Origin of the sequence: Phenylobacterium sp. (assembly GCF_035539035.1) — a bacterium.
Classification (GTDB): domain Bacteria; phylum Pseudomonadota; class Alphaproteobacteria; order Caulobacterales; family Caulobacteraceae; genus Phenylobacterium.
Window position 1 is genome coordinate 256,631 of the sequence record NZ_DATLJI010000015.1, and the last position, 25,071, is coordinate 281,701.

Sequence of the window (25,071 nt, forward strand, 5' to 3'; positions counted from 1 at the left end):
CCCCTGACCTCGCTTGAACTGGACGCCCCTCTCCGCGTCACAACGAGCTAGGCCGCATCTGGCTCCCTGTCGGACACCCGACTTATGCGCCGACGACCCAGGCGCCCACGAATGAGGCGGCCGAGACGCCGACCAGCACGACCTGCGCGCCGCCGCCCAAGAAGAGCACCGCGTCGGCCCCGACCTGGTCGATCCGCCAGGTCGCGCCGGGCTCCAGCTGGATGCGGTCGCCCTCGGCGGCGTTGAAATCGGTGATCCGGTCGAGCCCCGCATCGCCGAAGCTGTGGAAGATGTCCGCGCCGGAGCCGCCGGAGAGGGTGTCGTCGCCACGGTCGCCGGAGAGCCAATCGTCGCCGCTCCAGCCGAACAGCTGGTCGCTGCCCTGGCCGCCGCGCACCAGGTCGTTGCCGGCGCCGCCGTCGCACAGATCGTCGCCGAGGTTGCCGTAGACGATGTCGGAGCCTTCGTCGCCGAACAGCCGGTCGGCGTCGCGGCCACCCACCACCCAGTCGTCGCCGTGGCCGCCCGCCAGCGTGTCGTCGCCCGCGTTGCCGTGCATGTCGTCGAAGTCGTCGCCGCCGGACATCAGGTCGCGGCCGTCGCCGCCGCGAAGCCGGTCCAGCCCAGCGCCGCCGCCCATGCTGTCGTCCCCGCCGCCGCCGTTGAGGGTGTCAGCCCAAGGCGTGCCGTCCAGCGACCGCCCGCCGCCGCCCTCACCGCCCGCGCCGCGCCACCCGGCGTAGAGGCGGAGGAACTCCGCCCCCACCATCCGGTAGCCCTCGGCCGAGTAGTGGAGCGCGTCGTTCTGCATGGGAAAGGCGCGGGTGTCGAAACTGTCGGCGCGCGTGTCCCACTCGTCGGTGAGCTGCTGGGCGCGGCGCACCTCCTCCGCGAACGCCATCGAGGCGCCCACCTGGAAGAAGCCGATCCGCCCGGCCGGGTCGCCCATCCACTCGTCACGCACGGCCGCGAAGAAGGCGGGCAGATTGTCCAGATAGGCCCGGGCCGAGCTCCATTTCGTGCCGTCCTCCTCGCCCTGCCCCCAGAAGACCGCATCCGGGCGCAGACCGCCCGCCGCGGCGCCCGCCTCACGGATCAGGGCGGTGGCGCGGTCGAAGAGCTCGTCGTCGCTGGCCGGAGACCAGTCGTAGTGCCACTGGGCCGGATCGCGATCGAGACCGGTGCCGCCGTGCGCCGTCTTCACGATCCGCAGCACCTCGCCCGGGAACAGGGCGCGGAAGGCCTGGGCGAACGACGCCTCCGGCCCCCAGGCCTCATGCTGGTCGCCGTAGCCGGTGTTCACGCCCGGCTGCATCGGCGCCCACGCCTTCTGTTCGGCGTCCCACACCAGCGTCAGCGGATCGGGCGTCCAGGCCTGCGGCAGGGTGGAGGCGTTCATGAACAGGCCGCCCATGTTGGACTGGCCGGCGAAGACGACGAAAGCCATGCGTGCGCGCTCCCCCGGCGATCGCCGGCCTAGATCCCTGGTGCAAGACTCGGCGACCCACGGCGAAGTTCCGGCCGCGACGGAAGAAAGTGCGCGGCGTGAGCTTGACGGCGCCGCCGGCCGCCGCCACGTCGGAAGCCTGCCCCCCTGCCAGGAGACCCGATGCCGCACGACGACAGCCTCATCCTCACGCTCGTCGCCGGTTTCGTGCTGGCTTTCGTCCTCGGGATGCTGGCCCTGCGGCTCAAGCTCTCGCCCCTGGTGGGCTATCTGTTGGCCGGCGTGGTGGTGGGGCCGTTCACGCCCGGATGGGTGGCGGACGCGGGCCTTGCAAGCCAGCTCGCCGAGGTCGGCGTCATCCTGCTGATGTTCGGGGTCGGGCTGCACTTCTCCCTCGCCGACCTCATGAAGGTGCGCAAGATCGCCGTCCCGGGCGCCCTCGTGCAGATCGCCGCCGCCACCCTGCTCGGCTGGGGCGTGGGGCGGCTGATGGGTCTGGGCGACGCGGAAGCGGCGCTCATGGGCTTCTCGCTCTCCGTCGCCTCGACGGTCGTGCTCCTGCGCGCGCTGGAGGAGCGCAAGGCGGTGAAGACCGACACCGGCCGCGTCGCCGTGGGCTGGCTGATCGTCGAGGACCTGGTGATGGTCGTAGCCCTGGTGCTCGTCCCTCTCCTGGCGGTGAGCGGCGCGAGCCCCGATCCGGGCGCGATCGCGCTGAAGATCGGCGGCACGCTGCTGAGCGTCGGGATCTTCGTGGCCTTCATGCTGCTGGTCGGCGCCCGGGTCCTGCCGTGGCTGCTGATCCGGATCGCCCACACCCGGTCGCGCGAGCTCTTCACCCTGGGGGTGCTCGCCATCGCGCTCGGCATCGCCTACCTGGCCTATGCGGTGTTCGGCGCCTCCTTCGCGCTCGGCGCCTTCATCGCCGGCGTGGTGCTGAACGGCACGCCGCTGGGCCACAACGCCGCCGAGCGTTCCCTCCCGTTGCGCGACGCCTTCGCCGTGCTGTTCTTCGTCTCCGTGGGCATGCTGTTCGATCCCATGGTGCTGGTCGAGCAGCCCGGACCGGTCGCGGCCGTCCTGGCGATCATCATCATCGGCAAGTCCGCCGCGGCGCTCGCCATCACGACGCTGTTCAGGATGGAGCGGCAGGGCGCCCTTATGGTCGCCGCGAGCCTCGCGCAGATCGGCGAGTTCTCCTTCATCCTGGCGGGCGTAGGCCTGAAGCTGGACATCATGAGCCGGGAGACGCACGACCTGATCCTGGCCGGCGCCCTGCTCTCGATCGTGCTCAACCCGTTCGTCTTCAAGCTGGCCGACCGGCTGGCGCGCAAGGTCGACCCCGCCCGGGCCTAGCCAAAGCCCCGCGGCCACGCCATGAGTGGGGCCATGCCCGCCGCGGCCGATCCCTCCAACCGCCTGCTCGCCGAGAGCCTGCTCGCCTTCTGGGCGGACGCGGGCGTCGACGCCATGCTGCTCAACGAGGCCATCGACCGGATCGAGGCGGGCAAGTTCGTGCCCCCGCCCCCGCCGACGCGCGCCGCCGCCACCGTCTCGCCGATCCGGCCCGCCGCCCCCGGCCAGCCGGACATTTCCGCCGCCGTCGCCCAGGCCCAGGCGCTCGCCGCCGGCGCCGAGACCCTGGACCAGCTCGCCGAGGCCATCGCCGGCTTCGAGGGCTGCCCTTTGCGATTCGAGGGCGCGACGCGCGCGGTCTTCTACCGCGGCCGCGCCGACGCCCCGCTGATGGTGATCGGCGAAGGTCCGGGCGCCGACGAGGACCGCCAGGGCGCCCCCTTCGTGGGCCGGGCCGGGCAGCTGCTGGACAGGATGCTGGCGGCGGCCGGCCTCACCGACCGGGTGTTCATCACCAATACGGTGTTCTGGCGTCCCCCCGGCAACCGCACGCCCACCCCGGCCGAACAGATGATCTGCGCGCCGTTCGTCGAGCGGGCCATCGCCCTCGTGAAGCCGAAGATGCTGCTGCTGGTTGGCGGCGCGTCGGCCAAGTCGATGCTGAAGCGGGAGGAAGGCATCCTCTCCCTGCGCGGCCGCTGGTTCGAGTGGCGCTCGGCCGACGCCGCCATGGAGCTGCCGGCCATGCCGACGCTGCACCCGGCCTTCCTGCTGCGCCAGCCGGCCGCCAAGAAGCGGGCCTGGACGGACCTGCTCACCCTCACCGAGCGGCTGGACCGGCCGCATCGGCCCGATTGAGCCCCTGCCCGGCAAATAGCCAAGCTTTCCGAAGACTTGCCTGCGGCGATCGAGCGCGGCGCGATCACGGATCCGTGCGCGACGGGGCGGCTTGATCCCCGTCAAAGCGCTGCCTAACACTACGAATCTGTTCGAGAAAAAGGGGCGCCGCGTAACCTCCCGTTAGAGGGGCCGGCGGCAGTAAGGACGGCATGACGCTCGTTAAGCGCCTATGCGTCGGGGTTTCCACCCTCGCGTGCGCCGCCTCCATCGCTTCCATGGCCGCCGCGGCGAGCCTGCAACCGCTCACGTCCGAAGACGCGCGCGCCTATTCGCTGGCGTTCGAGGCGGCCGACCGCGGGGACTTCATCGACGCGCAGATGAAGTCGCTGGAGATCAAGGACCAGTCCCTGCTGGGCTATGTGTCCTTCCGCCAGCTCATGCACCCCTCGGCGCACAAGGCGAACTACGACGAACTCACCGGCTGGCTGGCCAAGTTCCGCGACCTGCCGCTCGCCGAGCGAATCTTCTCGCTGGCCGCCAAGCGCAAGCCCGCCGACGCCCTCGACCCGCCGAAGCCAGAGCTGTCGGCCCAGGACATGGCCCGCCTGCCGCCCGCGGACCGCGGCTGGCAGGCGCGCTACGCCTTCTACACCGGCGACGTGAAGAAGGCCTCGCAGCTCGCTCCCGCCGTAGGCGAACGCTGGGTTGCCGGCCTCGCCGCCTGGCGGCTGAACGACTACGCCCAGGCCAAGGGCTGGTTCATCGAACTGGCCGACGATCCCGCCGAAGATCCGTGGCTGCGCGCCGCCGGCGCCTTCTGGGCGGCCCGCGCCGCCGGCATGCTGGGCGAGGCCGCCGAGGCCACGCGCTACCTGCGCACCGCCGCCCAGAGCGCCGACACCTTCTACGGCAAGATCGCCGCCCGGCAGCTGGAGCTGCAGCCGGCGGTGGCCGACACCGGCCTGTTCGTCCGCGCGTCCTGGCGCTCGCCGGCGCCGGCTCCGGCCCGACACGCGCCGCCCCCGGCCCCTGCCCCGGCCGCCGAGCCCGACGCGGAGCTGATCCGCTTCACCTCGCAATGGCCGCGCGCCCACCGCGCCGCCGCCCTCGTGCAGATCGGCCGCTGGGACGAGGCCCGCCAGGAGCTGCGCGCCGGCCTTGGCTTCGCCGGCAACGATCGCGACCGCGAGAACTGGGGCCGGCTGATCGCCGCCCTCGACGCCGCCGCCCCGCCCAAGCCGAAGACCCTGCGCCGTCCGCCGAGCGTCTGGGAATATCCGACGCCGGAACTGGAGCCGAAGTCCGGCTTCACCGTCGACAAGGCGCTGGTCTACGCCATCGCCTACCAGGAGAGCCGCTTCAATCCGCAGGCGGTGAGCCATGCCGGCGCCATCGGCCTGATGCAGCTCCTGCCTGAGAGCGCGGCGCGCGCCACGGGCGACGACAAGCTGAAGCGCGAGCCGCGACGGCTGTTCGACCCGGCCACCAACCTGCGCGCCGGCCAGGACTACCTGACCTTCCTCATGGAGCGCAGCACCGACTACGACATCCTGCGCACCGTGGCGGCCTACAACGGCGGCCCCGGCGCGGTGTCCAAAGCGGTGGAGCGCTGCTCGGCCTCCGACCCGCTGCTGCTCATCGAATGTCTGCCGGCCGAGGAGACCCGCAACTACGTCGAGAAGGTCATGACCGCCTACTGGAGCTACAAGAAGCTCTGGGGCCAGGAGACCAGGACCCTCGACGCCCTGGCCGGCGGCGCCCGGCTGATCGACGCGCGGCTCGACCTAGTCCAGCCGACGAGCCCCGGGACCGAGCTTTCCGCGCAGACCCTTCAGATCGGGCTCGACTAGGGCCGCCGCGTCGGCCCTGCCGATGATCACGCCGTAAGGCCGCCGGGCGAACAGGCCGGGCCGCTTTTCTCCGATCAGCATGGCCTCGCGGCCGCCGTCACGCAGGTGGTCGCCGAGCCGCTCGACCCAGCCGTTGCGGAATCGGATCGCCACCGGCACCACCAGCAGCAGGTCGGACTTGGCCCGGCCGATCGCCTGGCCAAGGTCGCCGGCCAGCTCGGCGCCCGTGTCGTCGCAGAGCGCGTCCACCTGGTCGGCCACCAGCTCGCTCCAGGCGGGCCCGGCGACCAGCACCTCGCGCACCAGCCCCTCCACGGCGGCGGGCGTCAGCACCGCCAGCAGCCCCGCCAGCCGGTCCTCGGCCGTTCCCGCATCGATGATCACCGACAGCATGGGCGCAGGAGCACGGCTCCGGCCGCCGAGGTCAATCAGTTCTTGTTTTGTTCTTGTCGACTGGTAGGTTGGGGAGGTGACCACCTTCACCCAGCAGATCCGTGGGCGCGGCGCCCGCTCCAACGCCAGCGGGCGCTACGAAAGCCAGGCGCGGGAAGCCTTCGATGACGGCTGGACGCCGGACGAGCCCGACCCCAAGGCCTTCACCACCACGGTGGAGGCCGAACGCGCCCGGGTGATCGTCACCCGCAACGACAGCCCGGACGTGGGCTTCTCGGCCTCAATCAACCCGTACCGGGGCTGCGAGCATGGCTGCATCTACTGCTACGCCCGGCCCGCGCACGCCTACATGGGCCTCTCACCCGGCCTGGACTTCGAGCAGAAGCTGTTCTTCAAGCCCGAGGCGGCGCGGCTGCTGGAGGCGGAGCTCTCGAAGCCCCGCTACGTCCCCGAGGTGATCCACATCGGCGGCAACACCGATCCCTACCAGCCGCAGGAGCGGCGCCTGCGCATCACCCGCGGCGTCATCGAGGTGCTGGCCCGCTTCAGCCACCCCTTCTCGGTGATCTCCAAGTCGGCGCTAGTCCTGCGCGACCTCGACCTGATCGCACCGATGGCGCAGCGGAACCTGGCGCGGGTGGCGATCTCCATCACCACCCTCGACCGGAAGCTCGCGCGGTCCATGGAGCCTCGCGCCGCCACGCCCGAGAAGCGGCTGGAGGCGGTGCGGCGGCTGGCGGACGCCGGCGTGCCGGTGATCGTCATGGCCGCCCCGATGATCCCGGGCCTGAACGACCACGAGCTGGAGGCGATCCTGGAGCGCTCGGCCGCGGCCGGGGCGCGCGGCGCGGGCTATGTGGCGTTGCGCCTGCCGCTGGAGATCAAGGACCTGTTCCGCGAGTGGCTGGAGACCGACCACCCCGACCGCGCCGGCCGGGTCATGTCGCTGGTGCGCCAGATGCGCGGCGGCAAGGACTACGACAGCCAGTGGGGCAAGCGGATGCGCGGCGAAGGCCCGATCGCGGACCTGCTCTCCAAGCGCTTCGCCGCGGCGAAGAAGCGCTACGACCTCGAGTTCCGCTTCGACGGCATGGACCTGACCCAGTTCCGCGTCCCGCCGAAGGCGGGAGACCAGATCGACCTGTTCGGGCTCTAGGCCGCCTTCGCCAGGGCGTCGCGGGCCTCGGCCGTGATCTCGAAGGAGCGGACGCGGGCGGCGTGGTCGTAGATCTGGGCGGTGACGATGATCTCGTCGGGCCGGTGGCCGCGAACGAAGTCGTCGAGCCCGGCCCGCACCGTCTCCGGGCTGCCCACCACGGCCTTGGCGAGCGCGCCCATCTGGGCCGGATCGACGCCGTGCTTGGCGAACCGCGCCTCGATGTCGTCGACCGGCGGCGGCAGCGGCGCGGGCTGGCCGTAGCGCAGGTTCAGGAACGCCTGCTGCAGGGAGGTGAACAGCCGCCGGGCCGCCTCGTCCGTCTCGGCGGCGACGACGTTCAGGCCGAGCATCACGTACGGCTTGTCCAGGTGTTCCGAGGGCTCGAAGCGGTCGCGGTAGATAGCGATCGCCTCCTCCATCTGCTGCGGCGCGAAGTGCGAGGCGAAGGCGTACGGCAGCCCGAGAGCCGCGGCGAGCTGGGCGCCGAACAGGCTTGAGCCGAGGACCCACACCGGCACGTTCAGTCCCGCGCCGGGCACCGCGCGGACGAGCTGGTTCGGCTGGGCCTCGCGGAAGTAGGCCATCAGCTCGACGACGTCCTGGGGGAAGCGGTCCACGTCGCCGGCGAGCGTGCGGCGCAGCGCCCGGGCCGTGACCTGGTCGGTCCCCGGCGCGCGGCCGACGCCCAGGTCGACGCGGCCGGGGAACAGGCTCTCGAGCGTCCCGAACTGCTCGGCGATCACCAGCGGTGCGTGGTTGGGCAGCATGATGCCGCCGGCGCCCACGCGGATGCTCGAGGTGCCCGCCGCCACGTGGCCGATGACCACGGCGGTGGCGGCGCTGGCCACGCCGGGCATGTTGTGGTGCTCGGCCAGCCAGAAGCGGCGATAGCCCAGCCGCTCGGCGTGGCGGGCGAGGTCGAGGGTGTTGCGGAACGACTGGGCGGCGTCGGAGCCTTCCAGGATCGGCGAGAGGTCGAGGACGGAGAGCGGAACCATGCCCCGCAATATGGGGCCGCTCAGCGCGAGAACACCCCCACCAATTCTATGTGCGGGGACCAGAGGAACTGGTCGACCGGCAGGACCCGCTCCAGCCGGAAGCCCGCGTCGACGAGGGTGCGCGCGTCGCGGGCGAAGGTGGCGGGATTGCAGGAGACGCCGATCACCCGGGCGACGCCCGAGCGGGCGAGCTCCGCCGCCTGCTCGGCCGCGCCGGCCCGCGGCGGATCGAAGACGGCCACGTCGGTCTTCCTCAGCTCCTCGGCGAGCACCGGCCGGCGGACCAGGTCGCGGGCCTCGGCGGTGATGCCGTGCAGGCCCGGGGCCGTGGCGACGGCGGCGCCGAGCGCCTGGATGGCCTCCGGCGCGAAGTCGGCCGCATGGACCTGGGCGATCCCAGCCAGCCGGAAGGTGAAGGTCCCCACTCCGCAGTAGAGGTCCGCGATGCGCGAGGCGCCGGCCGCGGCCTCGGCCACGAAGTCGCCCATGGCGATCTCGGCCCCGAGCGTGGCCTGCAGGAAAGCGCCTGGCGGCAGGCTCACCGTGACGGTCCCGAGACGCACCTGCGGCAGGCGGGCGAGGTAGGCGACCTCCCCGGCCAGGGTGACGCGGGCGAAGTCGGCCTCGGCGGCCCGCTCGGCGACCTGCATCCTGGCGTCGGCCGACAGCCCGCCGCTCTTGGCCTCGACGCCGGTGATGTCCACGTCGATGCCGGTGGCGGTGAGCGTGCAGTGGAGCGTCGGCGCGGACTTGGGGTGCTCGAACAGCGGCGCGGCGAGCCGCTTCAGGGCCGGGATCGCCGCCTGCAGCCGCGGCTCGGAGATCGGGCAGACGGCGATGTCCACCAGGTCCCAGGACTTGCGCGCCTTGTAGCCGGCGCGGGCCGCCTCGCGGTTCCCCCGTCGCGCGTGCAGGGCGAAACGGCGACGGGTCTGCGGTCCCGCGGCGTAGGCGGGCAGGAACTCGGCCTCGAGGTGCTGGCGGGCCAGCGTGCCGCGCAGGCGCTCCACCTTCCAGGCGAGGTAGGGCGCGTGCGCCCAGTGCTGCAGGGCGCAGCCGCCGCAGACGCCGAAGTGAGGGCACGGCGGCTCGACGCGCTCGGCGCTGGCGGCCAGCACCTCGACGAGCTCGCGCCGGTCGCCGCCGCCGCGGACCAGCACCCGCTCCCCCGGCAGGGTGAAGGGCGCGTAGACGCCGCCCGCCGCCACGCCATCGCCCTCCCCGCCCATGGCCTCGATGAGCAGTTCGACGGGCGGGCCGGAAGGCGCCTGGGGCCGGGGTCTGGAACGTCGCATGCGGCCTCTTAGCAGGCCTGCGCGCGCGAGAGATGAACGAAGATGAACGGGCCGCTCAACGTCCGTTCAGCTTGCGAGCCCGATAAACCGGGCCGAAGCGGCCGAGGGGCCTGCTGTGAAGGATTCGAGAGGGGATTTCATGTCGAAGCGTTCCACCATCGCCCGGAGCGCGCTGGTCGCGGTCGCAGGCGTCATGGCGCTGAGCGCCGGCGCGGCCAACGCCCAGCCCTACGGCCAGTACGGCTACTACGGCTCCGGCGGCGGGTACGACCCGTGCAAGCGCGAGCAGACCGGCCGCGGCGTGGTCGGCGCCCTGCTGGGCGGTGCGATCGGCGCGGCCGTGGGCGCCAATGCGGCGGCCCGCAACAACCGCCAGGACGGCGCCCTCCTGGGCGGCGGCGTGGGCGCGATCGCCGGGGCCATGGTCGGCAACCGCAGCGCGGCCTGCAACGGCGGGGCCGTGCCCTACGCGCCGCAGTCCAGTTACTACGGCAATGGCTACAGCCAGAGCTACGGCTATGCCCCGAGCTACGGCTACGCGCCGAGCTACGGCGGCCGCCGCGGCTACGCCGAGCGCGACTACTACGGCGACAACCGAGGCTATAGCGGCGCCTACGACGACGGCTCCTGGGCCTACGGCCGCCGCGGCGAACGCTATCGCCTGGCCCAGGGCTACAGCGCCGACGGTTCCGGCTGCACCCTGGCCGAGAGCCCGGTCTACATGCCGGACGGCCGCACCCAGACCCGCATGGTCCGGGTCTGCATGGACAGCCGCGGCCGCTATCAGGTCGTCGACTAAGAGCTTCTACGGAAGAGCATCTGGCCTCGGCCGCCCGCTAACCGCGGGCGGCCGCTTCTTTTTGCGCCCAGATCAGGAACTCGCGGTTGCCGTCGCCGCCGGCGATGGGGCTGTCAGCGCTGGCCCGCACGCTCCAGCCAGCGGCCTCCAGGAACACCTTCACACCCTCGAGGGCCGCGGCCTGCGCCGCCTCGTCCTTGACGAGGCCGCCCTTCCCCACCCGCTGGGGACCGACCTCGAACTGCGGCTTCACGAGCGCCAGCAGGTCGGCGCCGGGCCGCGCCAGGGCGAGCGCGGCCGGCAGGGCCTTGGCCAGACCGATGAAGCTCACGTCCGTGACGATCAGATCGACGGCGTCGGGAATGAGGGCGGGGGTGAGGTCGCGCGCGTCCGTGGCGTCCAGGCTCACCACCCGGGGATCTCCCGCCAGTCTCGGGTGGAGTTGCCCGCGCCCGACGTCGACGGCGTAAACCCGCGCCGCCTGGCGGCTCAGGCAAACCTCGGTGAAGCCGCCGGTCGAGGCGCCCACGTCCACGACGACCCCGCCCGCGACCTCGACCGGCCAGAGCTCCAGGGCGCCTAGGAGCTTGAGCGCCCCGCGTCCGACCCAGGGGTAAGCAGGCGTCGCGGAGACGACCGCCGCCTCGTCCAGCAGGTCGGAGGCCTTGCCCACCGGCCGCCCGTCTGCGGTGACGCCGCCCGCCTCGATGGCGGCGCGCGCCTTGGCGCGGCTCTCGAAGAGGCCGCGCTCCACCAGGAGCAGGTCGGCCCGCTTCCTCAGGCGTCGGCCTTCTCGTCCTCGAACAGCTTCTTCAGCTCGTTCTTGAGGATCTTGCCGTTCGGGTTGCGCGGCAGGGTCTCGTGCCAGAACTTCACCGCCACCGGCACCTTGAAGGCGGCCAGGCGCTCGGCGACGTGGGCGCGCAGCTCGTCCTCGCTGGCCTCGGCCCCAGGCTTCAGGGTGACCACCGCTGCGGGCTCCTCGCCCAGCGTCCGGTGCGGCACGCCGACGATGGCGGCGTCCATCACGGCCGGGTGGTCGTAGAGGACGTTCTCCACCTCCACGCAGTAGATGTTCTCGCCGCCGCGGATCAGCATGTCCTTGGCGCGGTCGATGATGAAGCAGAAGCCTTCCTCGTCCATGCGGGCGAGATCGCCGGTGCGCACCCAGCCGTCGACGAAGGTCTGGGCGGTGGCCTCGGGCTTGTTCCAGTAGCCGCGGGCGTTCATCGGGCCCTTGGACCACAGCTCGCCGACCTGGCCCGGCGGCAGGACGGTCTTGCCGTCCTCCACGTCGCGGATCTGGATCTCGGCCACCGCGGCGGCTACGCCGCAGCTGTCGGGGCGGTTGGCGTAGTCCTCGGCGCCGTTGGAGGTGACGGTGGCGCAGGTCTCCGTCATGCCCCAGCCCTGGCCGGACTGCGACTTCGGGAAGGCTTCCTTGATGCGCCGGACCAGCTCGGGCGCCGACGGCGCGCCGCCGTAGGAGACGGCCTCCAGCGAGGACAGGTCGTAGTTGGCCCGGGCCGGGTGTTCGATGAGCTGCCAGGCGATGGTCGGCACCCCGCCGGCCGACATGATCTTCTCGCGCTGGATCAGCTCGAAGGCGCGGATCACGTCCCACTTGTACATCATCACCAGCTTGGCCCCGCCGAACAGCGAGGGGTTCAGCACGGCGAAACAGCCGGTCACGTGGAAGAACGGCACGCTGATCAGGGAGGAGCGCTGCGGCGCCTCCGGATCCGGCATCGGCGGCATCTCGCCGCGGCGCAGGAAGCTCCGGGCGCCGGCGGCGGCGGCGGTCAGGATGTTGGTGTTCACCGCCCGCTGGGTGGCCAGCGCGCCCTTCGGCTTACCCGTGGTGCCCGAGGTGTAGAAGATGGTCGCGTCGTCGTCGGCGTCGACCTCGGCCGCGGGCAGAGGCTGGTCGGGCAGCGTCGCCCAGTCGTTCGGACCGCCCAGCACGCTCTCCAGCTTGGTGACGTACGGGTGGGCGTTCTCGTCCGGGTCTCGGCAGACGTAGACCCGCAGCAGGTCCGGGCAGTTGCCGAAATGCTCCACCAGGCGCTCGTGGCGCTCGGCGTCGACGACGGCGACCTTGGCGGCGGAATCGGTGAGGCCGTACTCCAGCTCCGGGCCGGTCCACCAGGCGTTCAGCGGGGTGACGATCGCGCCGATCGAGGCGGCGGCGTAGAAGGCGACCACCCACTCCGGCACGTTACGCATGATGACCGCGACCCGGTCGCCCTTGCCGACGCCCTGGGCCTGCAGCTCGCGGGCGAAGGCGGAGACCGCACGGTAGAAGGCCTCGAAGGTGACCCGCTCGTCCTCATAGACCAGGAACACCTTCTCGCCGTGCGCGCGGGAGGCCTCGACGACGGCCCGCAGGGACGGCGGCAGGTGCTTCCAGACCTTGTAGGTCACGCCGTGGATGACCTTCTCCTCGGTCTCCAGCGGCGTCCCGGGCTGGGTCATGAGCGCATGCGCCTGCTGGATCGACATGGCGGGCCAACCCGGCGGCAACGCGGCCTCGGACATCGTTTCACTCCTGCGCTTGCGCGGGATCTCGACGGCCCGCGTCCTCGTAGGTGAACAAGCATAACCCAAGGCCGGAGGCAAACGGGCGTTTGAAGAGGCGGTCGGATTGACGCCCCAGGCTGGGCCATGTACCTGCGAGTTATTCGCAGAAGCATTTGCAGAGTTTCAATGCCCCCCGTCGCCGCACGCCGCCTCCTCCCCCTCCTGCTGTCCGGCGTCAGCGCCCTGGCCACCGCCGCCCATGCCGCCGACGCGCCGCCGGAACTCGAAGAACTGGTGGTCACCGGCGAGATCGGCTTCGGGGCCGACGCGGTGCAGGCGGGCGCCTTCCGCAACACCCGCGTCCTCGACACCCCGCTGACCGTGAACGTCATCTCCCGGGAGGTGCTGGACGCCCAGGGCGCTCAGGGCCTTTACGACGCCCTGCGCAACACCGGCGGCGTGACCCGCTCGCAGCTCGCCGGCGGCACCTACGACAACATCGCCATCCGCGGGATCCTGGTGGAGAACCGGGGCAACTACCGGCTGAACGGCGCCCTGCCCGTCATCAACCTCGTCGAGCAGCCGCTCGAGGACAAGGCCCGCGTCGAGGTGCTGAAGGGCGCGTCCGCCCTCTACTACGGCTTCGTCCCGCCGTCGGGTGTGATCAACATGACCACCAAGCGCGCCGAGGCGGGCGCGTCGCCGGTGGCCGAGGTCACCCTGCGCGGCGACCACCACGGCTCGACCATCGCCTCCGTCGATCTCGGCGACCGCTTTCTGGACGGCCGGCTGGGCGTACGCGCCAACCTGGCGGCGGGCCACCTCGAGACCGGCGTCGACCACGTCTCCGGCGACCGGGCGCTGGCCGCGCTCGCCCTCGACATCGACCCGATCGAGAACCTGAAGATCGACCTCGACTTCGAGTACCTGGAGAAGGACATCGCCGAGCCGGCGGCCATCGCCCTGCCCGCGGCGGCGAACAACGCCATCACCCTGCCCGGCGTCCCGCGGAACACCCTGAACCTCGCCGGCGACTGGCAGCACTACGACGCCAGGGCGCAGAACCTGCTGGCGGCAGCGGAGTACCGCCTGACGCCGCGGTTCGCCGTGAAGCTCCAGGCGGGGCGCGCGGAGACCGTGCGCGACCGCGCCTTCTCCCAGTTCCAGAACTACAGCCTGGTCACCGGCGAGGGCGTGCTGCGGGTCTTCCAGACCTTCGGCCAGAAATACGTGAACCGGAACCTGCGCGCCGAACTGTTCGGGCTCGTGGACACCGGCCCGGTCGCCCACGAGCTGACCCTCGGCTGGACCTGGAACGAGCGCGAGCAGAACGGCCGCCAGAGCCCGACTTACGACGTCGCCCAGAACCTGTTCACGCCCAGGGACGTGCCGCACCGGCCGCTGACCACCGCCCTGACCCAGAACCCCTCGGTCATCGAGGACGAGGGGACCTATCTTGTCGACCGCATCACCTGGGGTCCGCTGCAGGTGATGGCGGGGGTGCGCTGGACGGAGTACGAGAGCCGCTCGAACCTGACCGCGGCGCGGCCCACGATCTACACGGCCTCGAAGGCCAGCCCAGCGGTCGCCGTGATCTACAAGCCGCTCGACAACCTCAGCCTCTACGGCACCTACCTGCAGGGCCTGGAGGAAGGCGGCATCGCCCCCGCCAACGCGGTCAACGCCTTCGAGGTGCTGGCCCCCGCCAAGTCCGAGCAGTGGGAAGCCGGGGTCAAGGCCGAGATGGCCTACGGCCTCGTGGCCTCCGTGTCGTGGTTCCAGATCACCCGCGCCAACGCCTTCACCAATGCCGAGCGCCGCTTCGTGCTCGACGGCGAGGTGGAGTACCGCGGGATCGAGGCCATGGCCTCGGGCGAGGTGACCGAGACCCTGTCGCTGGTCGGCTCCCTGCTCTGGCTGGACGCGGAGCAGGTGCGGGCCGCCGACACGCGCCTCATCGGCAAGCGACCCGAGAACACCGCCGAGTGGACCGCCAGCCTGTTCGCCGAGCTGGAGATCCCGCGGATCGAGGGCTTCGCCGTCAGCGCCGGGGTCTTCTACACGGGCGACCGGGCCGTGAACGCGCTGAACCAGGGCTACATCGACGGCTATGCCACCTTCGACCTGGGCGCCCGCCTCACCCGCGAGATCGCCGGGCGTGAGACCACCTTCCAGGTGAACGTCGAGAACCTTGCGGACAAGGACTACTGGAACACCGCCGGCAACGGCCTGATCGGGGTCGGCGCGCCGCGGACGGTGAAGTTCCGGTTCACCCGGGCCCTCTGATGCTGGCGGTGCTGCGCAAGCTGCACGCCTGGACGGGCCTTGCGCTCTGCCTGCTGCTGATCCCGCTGGCGCTCTCGGGCGCGAGCCTGGTGTTCAAGCCGCAGTGGCTGCGGGCGACCGTCCCGCACGCCGACCGCGCCGTGGAGGTCACGCCGGCGGAAGCCGCGCGGACCATGGTGGCGGCGCAGGCCGCCTTCCCCGACATGACGTCGGTGATCTTCGCCGGCCCGGCCATCGGCGTGCACGAGGTGCTGCGCAAGAACGGCGGCGGCTACTTGGCGCCGGGCTCCGGGGAGATCGTGCAGCGCTGGCCGAAGAACGGCCGGGTGGTGGACTGGCTGTTCGACCTGCACCACCACCTGCTGTCCGGCGACACCGGGACCAAGGTCGCAGGCGCCGTCGGCCTGCTCGCTGCGGCCATGATCCTCACGGGATTCGTGGTCTGGGTCCCGGCCTGGCGGAGCTTCGCCTGGCGCGTGAAGCCGGGAAAGAAGGGCCGCGCAGGCTGGCTGGCCGCCCACCGGGACCTCGGCCTGATCAGCGCCCCGGTCGCGTTCGTCATCGTCGTCACCGGCTCGGCCGTGGCCCTGGACGACCTGGCGGCGGCCGTCATGGGTTTCGAGCGCGCCAGGCCGCCGTCCGCGGCAGGCGTAGGCGAGGTCGATTGGACGAAGGCCTTCACGGCGGCGCAGGCGCGCTTCCCGGGATCTGAGATCCGCATCGCCGCCCTCCCCCGTCCGGGAAAGCCCGCCGTCATCCGGGTGCGGCAGGCGGACGAGTGGCACGCCAACGGCCGCACCACGGTGTGGATCGATCCGGCGACGAGCGAGATCACGGCCGTCGACGACGCCCTGGCCCAGGCCCGCCCGGCGCAGCTCTATAACGCCTTCTGGCCCCTGCACGCGTCGAAGGTCGGCGGGCTGGGCTGGAAGGTCGTGACCTTCCTCACAGGCCTCGCCCTGGCGGCCCTGTCGCTCTACGGCGCGGAGTCCTACCGCCGGAAGCTGTTCCCCCGGCGGTAGTCGGCGGATCAGGCGACGGCGGTCAGCCTCGAGAGCGCGCCTTCCAGCTTGGCCTTGGCGGTTTCGGCCTCGGCCAGGCGCTCGCGGTTCTCCTCGACCACCTCCTCCGGCGCGCGGGCGACGAAGTCGGGGTTGCCGAGCTTCTTCGCCGTCTTCTCGATGTCGGCGGCGAGGCTCGCCACCTCCTTGGAGAGCCGGGCGCGCTCGGCGGCGAGGTCGATGAACTCCGCCACGGGCAGGGCCAGCGTCGCGCCGTCGACCACGTAGGGGATCGCCCCCTCCGGCGCGGCGTCCACGAAGCGGACCTCCTCGACACGCAGCAGGCGCGCGATCAGCGGCGCGCTCTCGGACAGCACCTTCTTCTGCGCCTCGCTCGCCTCGACCACCAGCAGCGGCGGACGGGCGGACGGCGGCACGTTCAGCTCGGACCGGACCGAACGGCCCTCGGAGATGCTCTCGATGAGCAGCTCGATCTCGGCGTCGGCGCCCGCGTCGACCAGGGTGTCCGGCAGCTCCGGCCAGGGCGCGGTCATCAGGAAGCCCGTGTGGGCCCGGGCCGCGCCGAGGTCGGCGGTCTGGCCCCACAGCTCCTCGGTGAGGAAGGGCATGACCGGGTGGAGCAGGAGCAGGATCTGGTCCAGCGCCCAGGCCGCGGTGGCCTGGGTCTCAGCCTTGGCCGCTTTGTCCTCGCCGGTGAGGATCGGCTTGGCGAGCTCGACGTACCAGTCGCAGAACTGGCGCCAGATGAACTTGTAGAGCGCGTCCGCCGCCTGGTCGAAGCCGCAGTCGGCGAGGGCTTCGGTGACCACTTTCGCGGTCCGCTGGGTCTCGCCGACGATCCAGCGGTTCAGGACGCCCTTCACCTGCGCCGGGTCGAAGCCCTCGGCGCGGGCGCAGCCGTTCATCTGGGCGAAGCGCGTGGCGTTCCACAGCTTGGTGCCGAAGTTGCGGTAGCCCTCGATGCGCTGGCGCGAGAGCTTGATGTCGCGCGCGGCCCCCGACATCGCGGTCAGGGTGAAGCGCAGGGCGTCGGCGCCGAAGTCGTCCACCAGCTCCAGGGGGTCCAGGACATTGCCCTTGGACTTGGACATCTTCGCGCCCGAGGCGTCGCGGACGAGCGCGTTGATGAACACCCGCTTGAACGGCACCTCGCCCATGAAGTGCAGCCCCTGCATCATCATCCGGGCGACCCAGAAGAAGATGATGTCGAACCCGGTGATCAGGGTGTGGGTCGGATAGAACCGGCGCAGGTCCTCGGTCTTCTCCGGCCAGCCGAGCGTCGAGAACGGCCACAGCGCGGACGAGAACCAGGTGTCGAGGACGTCCTCGTCCTGCTTCAGCGGCTCGTCGCGGCCGTAGAGCTCGCGGGCCTGGCGCTTGGCCTCGTCCTCGGTCTCGGCGACGAAGACCTTCCCGTCCGGCCCGAACCAGGCCGGGATGCGGTGACCCCACCACAGCTGGCGCGAGATGCACCACGGCTGGATGTTCCGCATCCACTCGAAGTAGGTCTTCTCCCAGTGCTTCGGCACGAAGACGGTGCGGTCGGTCTCCACCGCCTTGATGGCGTCGCGGGCCAGCACCTCGGCGTTCACGTACCACTGGTCCGTCAGGTAGGGCTCGACGACGACGCCCGAGCGGTCGCCGTGCGGGACCATGTGGCGGGTCTTCTCGATGCCGCGCAGCAGGCCCAGTTCCTCGAACTGCTCGACGACCTTCTTGCGGGCGGCGAAGCGGTCGAGGCCGCGGTACTCGACGGGCGCGTTGTCGTTGACCTTCGCGAAGTCGTCGAAGACGTTGATCATCGGCAGGTTGTTGCGCTTGCCGACCATGAAGTCGTTGAAGTCGTGCGCCGGGGTGATCTTCACCGCGCCCGAGCCCTTCTCGGGGTCGGCGTACTCGTCGGCGATGATCGGCACGGGCCGGTTCACGATCGGCAGCCGCACGCACTTGCCGATCAGGTGCTTGTAGCGCTCGTCACCAGGGTGCACGGCTACGGCGGTGTCGCCCAGCATGGTCTCGGGCCGGGTGGTGGCCACGACGATCTCGCCGGAGCCGTCCTCCAGCGGATAGGCGAAGTGCCAGTAGTGGCCGTCGACCTCGCGCTGCTCGACCTCTAGGTCGGAGATCGCGGTCTGGAAGTGCGGGTCCCAGTTCACCAGCCGCTTGTCGCGGTAGATAAGCTTTTCCTTGTAGAGCGTCACGAACACCTTGCGGACGGCGGCGCTCAGCCCCTCGTCCAGGGTGAAGCGCTCGCGCGACCAGTCGCAGGAGGCGCCGAGGCGACGCAGCTGGTTGACGATCGTCCCGCCGGACTCGGCCTTCCACTCCCAGACCTTGGCGACGAAGGCCTCGCGGCCGAGGTCGCGGCGGCTCTGGTTGCCCTGCTGCGCCAGCTGGCGCTCCACCACCATCTGGGTGGCGATGCCGGCGTGGTCGGTGCCGGGCAGCCACAGCGCGGCCTTGCCACGCATCCGCTCGAAGCGGATCAGCACGTCCTGCAGGGTGTTGTTCAGCGCATGCCCGATGTGCAGCGAACCGGTCACGTTCGGCGGCGGGATGACGATGGAGAACGGCTCGGCGGCCGGGTCGTCCGTGGGCGCAAAGCCCCCCGACGCCTCCCAGGCGGCGTAGAGGCGCGGTTCAACGGTCTTGGGATCGAAGGTTTTTTCGAGCATGGAGCGGTTTCTAGCTGGCGCGGTCCAATACAATTCCGCTCATCCCCGCGGAAGCGGGGACCCAGGCTTTTTCCGTTTTCAGCAAAGGGCTGACCGCGGCCTGCGAGCTTGGAGGCTCACTAGCACAAAAACACCTGGGTCCCCGCTTTCGCGGGGATGAGCGGTGGAAAGCCTAGCGCACTCGGCCGCGGGCGATGCGCTCGACCTCGGACTCGACGGCGGTCTGGACGATGGCCGGCAGATGGTCGTCGAGCCACTGCTGCAGCAGCGGACGCAGCAGCTCGCGAACCACGTCCTCGAGGGTCCGGCCGTCGGCCGGCATGGCGATGGTTTGGGAGAGGCGATCGAACGCAGAGGCGGCGGCCGAGGCGGCGCGCTCGCTGACCAGCGGCGCGACCTCGGCGGCGGCCGCCGCCGGCTCGGGCGCGGGCTCCGGCGGCGGGGCCGCGGACGGGGTGTAGACGTCGAGGTCGCCGTGGGTCTCGACCTTGTCGGTCAGCTCGAGGAGGTCGTCGTCCTCCTCGACCGGGGCTGGCTCGGGCGCAGCGGCGACCGGCTCAGGCTCGGGGACGGGCTCAGGCTCCGGCTCCGGCGCGGCCTCGGCCATCGGCTCCGGCTCGGCCTCCACCGGGGTCGGCGGCTCGTCGCCGTGCGGCGGGGTGTCCTTGGCCTCGGCGGCCGGAGCCTCGTCCTCGGAGATGATCCGACGGATGGAGGCCAGGATCTCCTCCATGGTCGGTTCTTGCGAAGTCTGCTCGGACATGGGCTGGAGACCGCCGTTGAGAGTGAGAATCCCTAAGCCCCTAGCGTAAGCGCGCCCGACCGATCGCGCAATTTGTGCGGCGCGACGAATTCGCGCCTCAGGCGAAGTGGCCTAGCGGGGCTGGGGCGCGGCGGCCTTGACGGGCGGCGGCTGCAGGCCTGGCGCGATGGGGGCCTCCACCGGCTTGTCCTTGGGCTGCGGAATCGGCGGCACGGCGACGGTGCGATCGATGATCGCGATCGGCTCCTCCCAGGGCACCCAGCCCCAGGTGATGCGCAGCTTCCGGAAGTTGGCCTTGGCGTCGTACTGCGGCTCCGTCGGGATCAGGTTGCGGGCTTCGAGCCGGCCCATGGCCGAGAGCACGGACGCGGCCGCCACGTACTCGTCCCGACGGGCGCTGACCTGGGAGAGCTCGGCGTTGCGCAGTTCCTGCTCGGCGTTCAGCACGTCCAGGGTGGTGCGCAGGCCGACCTGCTGCTCCTGGCGGGTGCCTTCGGCGGCGATCCGCGCGGCGCGCACCTGCTCGGCGGTGGAGCCGATATTGGCGCGGGCGGCGATCAGCTGGTTCCACGACTGGGTGACCTGCTGCAGCACGGTGCGCCGCTGGGTCTCGATGTTGATCCGATCGGCGTTGTTGCGCTCGATGGACTGCCGGATGCGCGAGGTCGTCAGGCCCCCGTTGAACAGCGGCACCGTCACGGTCGCCCGCGCCGTGAATTCCCGCGCATAGAGGTCGCGATCGAAGGGCTCTGCGGGGCCGCCGAAGACCAGGCCGCTGTTCACCGACACCGTCGGCATGCGCTCGGCGCGGGCGCCGGCGACGCGGGCCCGGCTCGCCTGTTCGGCGAACTGCTGGGCGCGGAGCTGCGGGTTGAAGGAGTCCGCGACCGTGAAGGCCTCGTCCACCGTCGGCGGCAGCAGGAAGGCCAGCGACGGCTCCGGCTCCAGGGTCCCCGGATTGCGGCCGACCGCGGCGGCGTAGTTGGAGCGGCTGTTGCCGAGCTGCGCCTCGGCGACCTGCAGCTGCGACTGGGCGGCGGCGAGGCGGGCCTGCGACTGGGCGACGTCGGTGCGGGTGATCTCGCCGACCTCGAAGCGCGCGTTCGATTCCTCCAGCTGCCGCTGCAGCACGGCGACGTTCTCCTGGCGGATGCGCAGGGCTTCCTGGTCGCGGCGGACGTCGGCGTAGGCCTGGACGACCTGGCCGATCACCTGCGACTCGATCCGGCGCAGGTTCTCGCGGCCCTGCATGATGTCGGACTGGGCGGCCGAGACCGCCGCGGCCACGCGGCCGCCGGTCCAGATCGGCTGGGAGAAGGACAGCCCGGCGGTCGCGGAGTTGCCTTCCTCGATGGTCCGCTGGCCCAGGCGAGACAGCGCCTCGGCCGGCGTTCGGCTCTCGGTGTAGGTCGCCTGGCCGCTCAGGCTGAGCGTCGGCCGCCAGCCGGAGCGGGCCTGCACGAAGGTCTCGTCGAGCGCGCGCTGGGTCGCGCGCTGCGCCTGCAGGGTCGGGTTCGACTCGTAGGCCATGGCGATGGCGTCGGCGAGGGTCTCGGCCGCAGCGGGCGCGGCGATCGCGCCGGCGGCCCCCACGCTGAAGATCGCGGCGACGAGACGGCCGCGAAGGCTCTTCGACATTCGATATCCCCGATATTTAGGCGAGAGAGACTGTAGCCCTATATGCAACCCCTAGGGCCAAGACCAACCAGGCGTCACCTTAAGCTTTTTTCACTCCGAGGTTTCGTCGGTGTTTCAAGGGCACTCAGAAGGCGAAACCGTGTTGCGCCTCGAAGCCTGGCAAGACCGGCGGCGTGGCGTCGAAAAGCTCACGCCGGCCAACCCCGTCCTCGGCCATCATGTAGAGGCAGCCCTTGCCGACCGGCCCGTCGCGCTCGATCACCGCCAGGCGACCGCCCTGCTCGAGCGCCGAAAGCCAGGCCTGTGGCGGACGGGCCACGGCGCCCTCGCAGATGATCAGGTCGTACTTCTGACCGTCGAGCGCCGTCAGGTCCTCGCCATCGAGCCGGGTCACGGCGACGCCCATGGCCTCGATCACGGCGCCCGCGTAGGGCGCGGCGACGGCCAGCGCGCGCTCGCCCGGCATCGGCCGCAGGGCCTGCACGAGCTTGGCGACGTCGCGGGGCTTCAGCAGGTAGCGGCCGGGGGCGTACTCCACCTCGGTGTCGGCATAGGCCAGATAGCCGCGCCCCTCGGGCACGAACTGTTCCCGCGGCAGGGCCCGCATGGCGTCGTGGATGCGCACGTCGGTGACGTCTTGGGTGCGCACCTGGCTTTCCACCATGTTCAGGCGGGCGGCGGCGAGGTCGGCCATCAGGTCCTCTGGAAGCAAGGGAACGACGCGGGCTTATAGGTCCGCGTCGCGCGCGAACGCAATGCGGCCCGCTGACAGACGTTGCCGGGCCCCGGCCGTTCTGTTAGCGAGGCGCCCTCCGGTTGGCCTGATGGCGGAGTGGTGACGCAGCGGACTGCAAATCCGTGCACCCGGGTTCGATTCCCGGTCAGGCCTCCAACCTTCCCCTGATCCAAGGTCCGATTGCGCGCCCGCCGCGTTGAGGCCCTATGAGGGTCCCCTATCTCCAGGCGCGGCTGGCGGAGGCCGTCGAGGCGCTGGCCGCCCACGACGGCGACCTGCACGACGCCCTCTATGCCGCGCACCTGCGCCTCCACACCCTGCTTCCGGAGCACTTCCCCCCCGGTCCCTTGCGCGAAGCCTTCGCGGCGTTGCATGCGGCGCTGACCAAGCGGCGGCCGTCAGACCCGCAGGAGGCGAGCGTCCTGGACGTGATCCGCGCCCTGCCGGCCGCGGACGCCGAGCGAATCCGCCGGCAGATCATCGAGCTGCAGGCGCGCGCCGCGGGACTGTCCCCCGAGGAGCCGGCGCCCGAAACGCCTGAGCCCGCTCCCATGCGCCTTTCCGGGCCGGTGGCCCGGGCATTCCCGGCGGAGGAGGCGCCGGTGCTCGTGGTGTTCGGCAGCACCGAGGGTCACACCGAGCGCCTGGCCGGCCTCGCCGCCGACCGCCTGCGCGCCAACGGGCATGCGGTGAGCCTGGTCCACGCCGCCCAGGCGGAACGGACGCTGGATCCCGCCGGCCTGGCCGGCGTGCTGGTCGCCGCCTCGATCCACTGGGGACGCTACCAGGCCTCGGTCACCGCCTTCGCCCGCGCCAATCACGCGGTGCTGAACGCCCTGCCCTGCGCCTTCCTGTCGACCTCGCTCTCGGCGGCCGGGGTGGAGCAGCCGGACGAGGTCGGGCTGGAGGACTTCGTGCGCACCTTCGAGAACGAGACCCTCTGGACGCCGCGCCTCGTGCACCATGCCGGCGGCGCGATCCGGCGAAGCAGCTACGACTACTTCAAGCGCCTCGCGGTGACCCTGATCGCCCGCTCGCGCGGCGACGCCCTGGCCGAGGGCGGCGAGTACGACCTCACCGACTATGCGGCCCTGGAGGAGTTCCTCGAGACGTTCCGGACCGCTGTGCAGGCCGGGACGGAGGGGCGGCCCTTCGCCTGGTGAAGGCGCCCCCGCCGCCGCTCAGTCCATCAGCTGCTGGTGCAGGTAGGTGTATTCCAGGGCCTGGCGCATGGCCCGCTCGTTGAGGTTCGCGGCCGCGGCGTGCCCGCCGTCGATGTTCTCGTAGTAGAGGTAGTCGTAGCCGTACTCCTTCAGCCGCGCGCCGGCCTTGCGGGCGTGGGCCGGATGAACCCGGTCGTCCTTGGTGGAGGTCTCCAGGAACACCCGCGGGTACTTCTGGCCGGGCTTCAGGTTCTGGTAGGGCGAATAGCTCTCGATCACCGCCCGCTCGGCGGGCACGGCGGGGTCGCCGTACTCGCCCACCCAGGAGGCGCCGGCGCCGATGTGGGTGTAGCCGATCATGTCGAACAGCGGCACCTGGATGACCACGGCGTTGTAGAGTTCCGGCCGCTGGGTCAGGGCCACGCCCATCAAGAGGCCGCCGTTGGAGCCGCCCATGATGCCGAGCCGGCGCGGGCTGGTGATCTTGCGCCGGATCAGGTCCTCCGACACGGCGAAGAAGTCGTCGTAGACCCGCATGCGGTTCAGCTTCAGGCCGGCGTTGTGCCAGCGCGGGCCGAACTCGCCGCCGCCGCGGATGTTGGCGACCACATAGACGCCGCCCTTCTCCAGCCAGAGCTTGCCGACGGTGGAGGCGTAGGCGGGCGTCTGGCTAACCAGGAAGCCGCCATAGGCGTAGAGCAGCGTGGGCGCCGTCCCGTCGAGCTTCAGGTCCTTCGGCCGGACCACGAAGTACGGAACCTTGGTCCCGTCCTTCGAGGTGGCCCAGTGCTGCTCGACCATGTGCTTGGAGGCGTCGAACCGCGCCGGCGCGGTCTTCAGCACCGCCGTCTGTGCGCTCGAAGCGTCGGCCAGGAACTGCTGCGACGGGGTGAGATAGCTGGTGGCGTAGACGATCATCCGGTCGTCCTGCTCGGTCGCCGATCCGATGGAGATCGAGGAGTCCTTCGGCAGGTCGAGCTTGGTCGAGGTCCAGCCGTCGCCCTTCGGCGCGAAGCTGAGGATCTGACCCTTCACATTGTCGTAGAGCGCCACGACCAGCCGGTTCCGGGTGGTCGCCACCTGCTCGATCGCCTGGGTATCGGTGGGGCGCAGCACCAGCCGGCCCGCGAGCCGGGCGGGGTCGGCCTTCACCGCCGCGATGTCGAAGTCGAGAAGGTCGCCTTCCTTGAAGCCGCGCGCGGCCCAGTCCTGCTCGAGGGTCACCAGCAGCCGGCCGGCGACATAGCCCTGAACGCTGGCCTTGGTGGGCAGGTCGAGCTTCTTCGGCCCGGCGTCGGTGACGAGGTAGTGCTCGGCGTTGAAAGTGTCGAGCGGACGGTGGGCGAGGATCGCCTGCACCTTGCCGTCGGGGTCGCGCAGCACGATCGGCGAGACGCCGTAGCCGCCGTCCTTCGCCTCGCCGCGGAACACCTCAGTGGCGGCCGACAGCGCTTGGCCGCGTTTCACCAGCTTCAGCACGTAGGGGTAGCCGGAGGTGGTGACCTGGCCCTTCTCCCACTCCGTGGCGACCACCAGGTTGTCGCGGTCCACCCAGCTGTAGCGGTGCTTGCCTTCCGGCAGCCGGAACCCGCCCTCCACGAACTTGCCCGTCGAGACGTCGAACTCGCGGACGATGTCGGCGTCCTTGCCGCCGTCCGACAGGGCCACCAGGCAGAGCCGGTCCTCCGGCGGCAGGCAGCTCGCGCCGTGCCAGACCCAGTTCGCCTTCTCCGACTTCGCCAGCGCGTCGATGTCGAGCACCGTTCGCCAACCAGGCGTGCCGGTGCGGTAGGTCTCCAGGCTCGTCGTGCGCCAGATGCCGCGCACGTGCTCGCGGTCCTGCCAGAAGTCGTAGAGCTGGCCGTCGCCGGCGAAATAGACGCCCGGGATGCGGTCGGTCGCCGTGGCGATCTTCAGGGCATCCTCGTAGAGGCCGGGGTAGCGCGGATCGTCCTGCAGCTTGGGCAGGCTGCGGGCGTTCTCCGCCCTCGCCCACTCCAGGGCCTTTGCCCCCTCGATCTCTTCCATCCAGGCGTAGGGATCGTCGTTCGGGGCGGCGCCCATCAGAAATACTCCGGCCAACATGGTCGCTATGAAGCGCGCTTTCATCTCAGGAACCCCGACGTGCACT

General features: G+C 71.1%; 19 protein-coding genes and 1 tRNA gene. 9 read left to right on the forward strand and 11 right to left on the reverse strand.

The annotated features are described in order from the left end of the window. Positions 1-82: 82 nt before the first annotated feature. Positions 83-1,447: a sialate O-acetylesterase gene (locus VM685_RS13245; RefSeq protein ID WP_325460631.1), complete on the reverse strand. Its 1,365-nt coding sequence runs from the start codon at positions 1,445-1,447 to the stop codon at positions 83-85. Between the two features lie 162 nt (positions 1,448-1,609). Between VM685_RS13245 and VM685_RS13250 the strand changes: the two genes are divergently transcribed. The 3 genes from VM685_RS13250 (at position 1,610) to VM685_RS13260 (ending at position 5,493) form a co-directional block, all read left to right on the forward strand. Continuing rightward, the gene (locus tag VM685_RS13250) at positions 1,610-2,803 is read left to right on the forward strand and encodes a cation:proton antiporter (RefSeq protein WP_325460632.1); all 1,194 of its coding nucleotides are present in this window, start codon (positions 1,610-1,612) and stop codon (positions 2,801-2,803) included. 33 nt (positions 2,804-2,836) lie between these two features. Continuing rightward, a complete protein-coding gene (locus tag VM685_RS13255; protein ID WP_325460633.1) occupies positions 2,837-3,661 on the forward strand; it encodes a uracil-DNA glycosylase in 825 nt (274 codons plus the stop codon). Positions 3,662-3,918: 257 nt separating this feature from the next. Next, a complete protein-coding gene (locus VM685_RS13260) occupies positions 3,919-5,493 on the forward strand; it encodes a lytic transglycosylase domain-containing protein (RefSeq protein WP_325460634.1) in 1,575 nt (524 codons plus the stop codon). On the opposite strand, the gene VM685_RS13265 is transcribed toward VM685_RS13260, so the two are convergent. Next, the gene (locus VM685_RS13265; protein WP_325460635.1) at positions 5,428-5,886 is read right to left on the reverse strand and encodes a hypothetical protein; all 459 of its coding nucleotides are present in this window, start codon (positions 5,884-5,886) and stop codon (positions 5,428-5,430) included. The genes VM685_RS13260 and VM685_RS13265 overlap by 66 nt on opposite strands. 76 nt (positions 5,887-5,962) lie before the next feature. Here VM685_RS13265 and VM685_RS13270 point away from each other — a divergent pair, with 76 nt between their 5' ends. Continuing rightward, positions 5,963-7,042: a PA0069 family radical SAM protein gene (locus VM685_RS13270; protein WP_325460636.1), complete on the forward strand. Its 1,080-nt coding sequence runs from the start codon at positions 5,963-5,965 to the stop codon at positions 7,040-7,042. Here VM685_RS13270 and VM685_RS13275 read toward each other — a convergent pair. Together VM685_RS13275 and VM685_RS13280 are read right to left on the reverse strand one after the other, a co-directional pair. Next, entirely contained in the window at positions 7,039-8,043 is a 1,005-nt protein-coding gene (locus tag VM685_RS13275; protein WP_325460637.1) for an LLM class flavin-dependent oxidoreductase, read from the reverse strand. The two genes, VM685_RS13270 and VM685_RS13275, sit on opposite strands and share 4 nt — an antisense overlap. Before the next feature lie 20 nt (positions 8,044-8,063). Next, positions 8,064-9,338, reverse strand: a complete 1,275-nt coding sequence (locus tag VM685_RS13280; protein ID WP_325460638.1) for a class I SAM-dependent RNA methyltransferase — start codon at positions 9,336-9,338, stop codon at positions 8,064-8,066. A gap of 139 nt (positions 9,339-9,477) precedes the next feature. Here VM685_RS13280 and VM685_RS13285 point away from each other — a divergent pair, with 139 nt between their 5' ends. Then, entirely contained in the window at positions 9,478-10,137 is a 660-nt protein-coding gene (locus VM685_RS13285) for a glycine zipper domain-containing protein (protein WP_325460639.1), read from the forward strand. Positions 10,138-10,174: 37 nt separating this feature from the next. Here the strand turns inward: VM685_RS13285 and VM685_RS13290 are convergent, their stop codons facing one another. Both VM685_RS13290 and VM685_RS13295 read right to left on the reverse strand, forming a co-directional pair. Continuing rightward, positions 10,175-10,918, reverse strand: coding sequence for a TlyA family RNA methyltransferase (locus VM685_RS13290; RefSeq protein WP_325460786.1), 744 nt, complete (start codon positions 10,916-10,918; stop codon positions 10,175-10,177). After that, positions 10,915-12,675: a class I adenylate-forming enzyme family protein gene (locus VM685_RS13295; protein WP_325460640.1), complete on the reverse strand. Its 1,761-nt coding sequence runs from the start codon at positions 12,673-12,675 to the stop codon at positions 10,915-10,917. Before VM685_RS13295 ends, VM685_RS13290 begins: the two co-directional genes overlap by 4 nt. 168 nt (positions 12,676-12,843) lie before the next feature. Here VM685_RS13295 and VM685_RS13300 point away from each other — a divergent pair, with 168 nt between their 5' ends. Continuing rightward, positions 12,844-14,943 (forward strand): TonB-dependent receptor, encoded by a 2,100-nt coding sequence (locus VM685_RS13300; RefSeq protein WP_325460641.1) that lies wholly within the window; start codon positions 12,844-12,846, stop codon positions 14,941-14,943. Then, complete coding sequence (locus VM685_RS13305; protein ID WP_325460642.1) at positions 14,943-15,965, forward strand: PepSY-associated TM helix domain-containing protein; 1,023 nt, start codon at positions 14,943-14,945, stop codon at positions 15,963-15,965. Before VM685_RS13300 ends, VM685_RS13305 begins: the two co-directional genes overlap by 1 nt. An 8-nt stretch (positions 15,966-15,973) precedes the next feature. On the opposite strand, the gene VM685_RS13310 is transcribed toward VM685_RS13305, so the two are convergent. From VM685_RS13310 to VM685_RS13325, 4 genes are all read right to left on the reverse strand, one after another. Then, positions 15,974-18,640, reverse strand: a complete 2,667-nt coding sequence (locus tag VM685_RS13310; RefSeq protein ID WP_325460643.1) for a valine--tRNA ligase — start codon at positions 18,638-18,640, stop codon at positions 15,974-15,976. A gap of 172 nt (positions 18,641-18,812) precedes the next feature. After that, positions 18,813-19,403 carry a DUF2497 domain-containing protein gene (locus tag VM685_RS13315; protein ID WP_325460644.1) on the reverse strand — a complete coding sequence of 197 codons (591 nt, stop codon included), beginning with the start codon at positions 19,401-19,403 and terminating at the stop codon, positions 18,813-18,815. A 111-nt stretch (positions 19,404-19,514) separates the two neighbouring features. Further along, positions 19,515-21,041, reverse strand: a complete 1,527-nt coding sequence (locus VM685_RS13320; RefSeq protein ID WP_325460645.1) for a TolC family outer membrane protein — start codon at positions 21,039-21,041, stop codon at positions 19,515-19,517. Positions 21,042-21,165: 124 nt separating this feature from the next. Then, entirely contained in the window at positions 21,166-21,738 is a 573-nt protein-coding gene (locus VM685_RS13325) for a protein-L-isoaspartate O-methyltransferase (RefSeq protein ID WP_325460787.1), read from the reverse strand. A 121-nt stretch (positions 21,739-21,859) separates the two neighbouring features. Between VM685_RS13325 and VM685_RS13330 the strand changes: the two genes are divergently transcribed. Together VM685_RS13330 and VM685_RS13335 are read left to right on the forward strand one after the other, a co-directional pair. After that, positions 21,860-21,933, forward strand: a tRNA-Cys gene (locus tag VM685_RS13330). A 50-nt stretch (positions 21,934-21,983) separates the two neighbouring features. Then, a complete protein-coding gene (locus VM685_RS13335; RefSeq protein ID WP_325460646.1) occupies positions 21,984-22,940 on the forward strand; it encodes a flavodoxin domain-containing protein in 957 nt (318 codons plus the stop codon). 18 nt (positions 22,941-22,958) lie between these two features. On the opposite strand, the gene VM685_RS13340 is transcribed toward VM685_RS13335, so the two are convergent. After that, positions 22,959-25,004: a prolyl oligopeptidase family serine peptidase gene (locus tag VM685_RS13340; RefSeq protein ID WP_325460647.1), complete on the reverse strand. Its 2,046-nt coding sequence runs from the start codon at positions 25,002-25,004 to the stop codon at positions 22,959-22,961. Between the last annotated feature and the right edge of the window lie 67 nt (positions 25,005-25,071).

What these genes read in the sequence shown, in the direction of transcription:
- VM685_RS13245 (WP_325460631.1), bottom strand. Translation starts at nt 1,447, where the DNA reads ATGGCTTTCGTCGTCTTCGCCGGCCAGTCCAACATGGGCGGCCTGTTC.
- VM685_RS13250 (WP_325460632.1), top strand. Translation starts at nt 1,610, where the DNA reads ATGCCGCACGACGACAGCCTCATCCTCACGCTCGTCGCCGGTTTCGTG.
- VM685_RS13255 (WP_325460633.1), top strand. Translation starts at nt 2,837, where the DNA reads ATGCCCGCCGCGGCCGATCCCTCCAACCGCCTGCTCGCCGAGAGCCTG.
- VM685_RS13260 (WP_325460634.1), top strand. Translation starts at nt 3,919, where the DNA reads ATGGCCGCCGCGGCGAGCCTGCAACCGCTCACGTCCGAAGACGCGCGC.
- VM685_RS13265 (WP_325460635.1), bottom strand. Translation starts at nt 5,886, where the DNA reads ATGCTGTCGGTGATCATCGATGCGGGAACGGCCGAGGACCGGCTGGCG.
- VM685_RS13275 (WP_325460637.1), bottom strand. Translation starts at nt 8,043, where the DNA reads ATGGTTCCGCTCTCCGTCCTCGACCTCTCGCCGATCCTGGAAGGCTCC.
- VM685_RS13280 (WP_325460638.1), bottom strand. Translation starts at nt 9,338, where the DNA reads ATGCGACGTTCCAGACCCCGGCCCCAGGCGCCTTCCGGCCCGCCCGTC.
- VM685_RS13285 (WP_325460639.1), top strand. Translation starts at nt 9,478, where the DNA reads ATGTCGAAGCGTTCCACCATCGCCCGGAGCGCGCTGGTCGCGGTCGCA.
- VM685_RS13295 (WP_325460640.1), bottom strand. Translation starts at nt 12,675, where the DNA reads ATGTCCGAGGCCGCGTTGCCGCCGGGTTGGCCCGCCATGTCGATCCAG.
- VM685_RS13300 (WP_325460641.1), top strand. Translation starts at nt 12,844, where the DNA reads ATGCCCCCCGTCGCCGCACGCCGCCTCCTCCCCCTCCTGCTGTCCGGC.
- VM685_RS13305 (WP_325460642.1), top strand. Translation starts at nt 14,943, where the DNA reads ATGCTGGCGGTGCTGCGCAAGCTGCACGCCTGGACGGGCCTTGCGCTC.
- VM685_RS13310 (WP_325460643.1), bottom strand. Translation starts at nt 18,640, where the DNA reads ATGCTCGAAAAAACCTTCGATCCCAAGACCGTTGAACCGCGCCTCTAC.
- VM685_RS13315 (WP_325460644.1), bottom strand. Translation starts at nt 19,403, where the DNA reads ATGTCCGAGCAGACTTCGCAAGAACCGACCATGGAGGAGATCCTGGCC.
- VM685_RS13320 (WP_325460645.1), bottom strand. Translation starts at nt 21,041, where the DNA reads ATGTCGAAGAGCCTTCGCGGCCGTCTCGTCGCCGCGATCTTCAGCGTG.
- VM685_RS13335 (WP_325460646.1), top strand. Translation starts at nt 21,984, where the DNA reads ATGAGGGTCCCCTATCTCCAGGCGCGGCTGGCGGAGGCCGTCGAGGCG.
- VM685_RS13340 (WP_325460647.1), bottom strand. Translation starts at nt 25,004, where the DNA reads ATGGGCGCCGCCCCGAACGACGATCCCTACGCCTGGATGGAAGAGATC.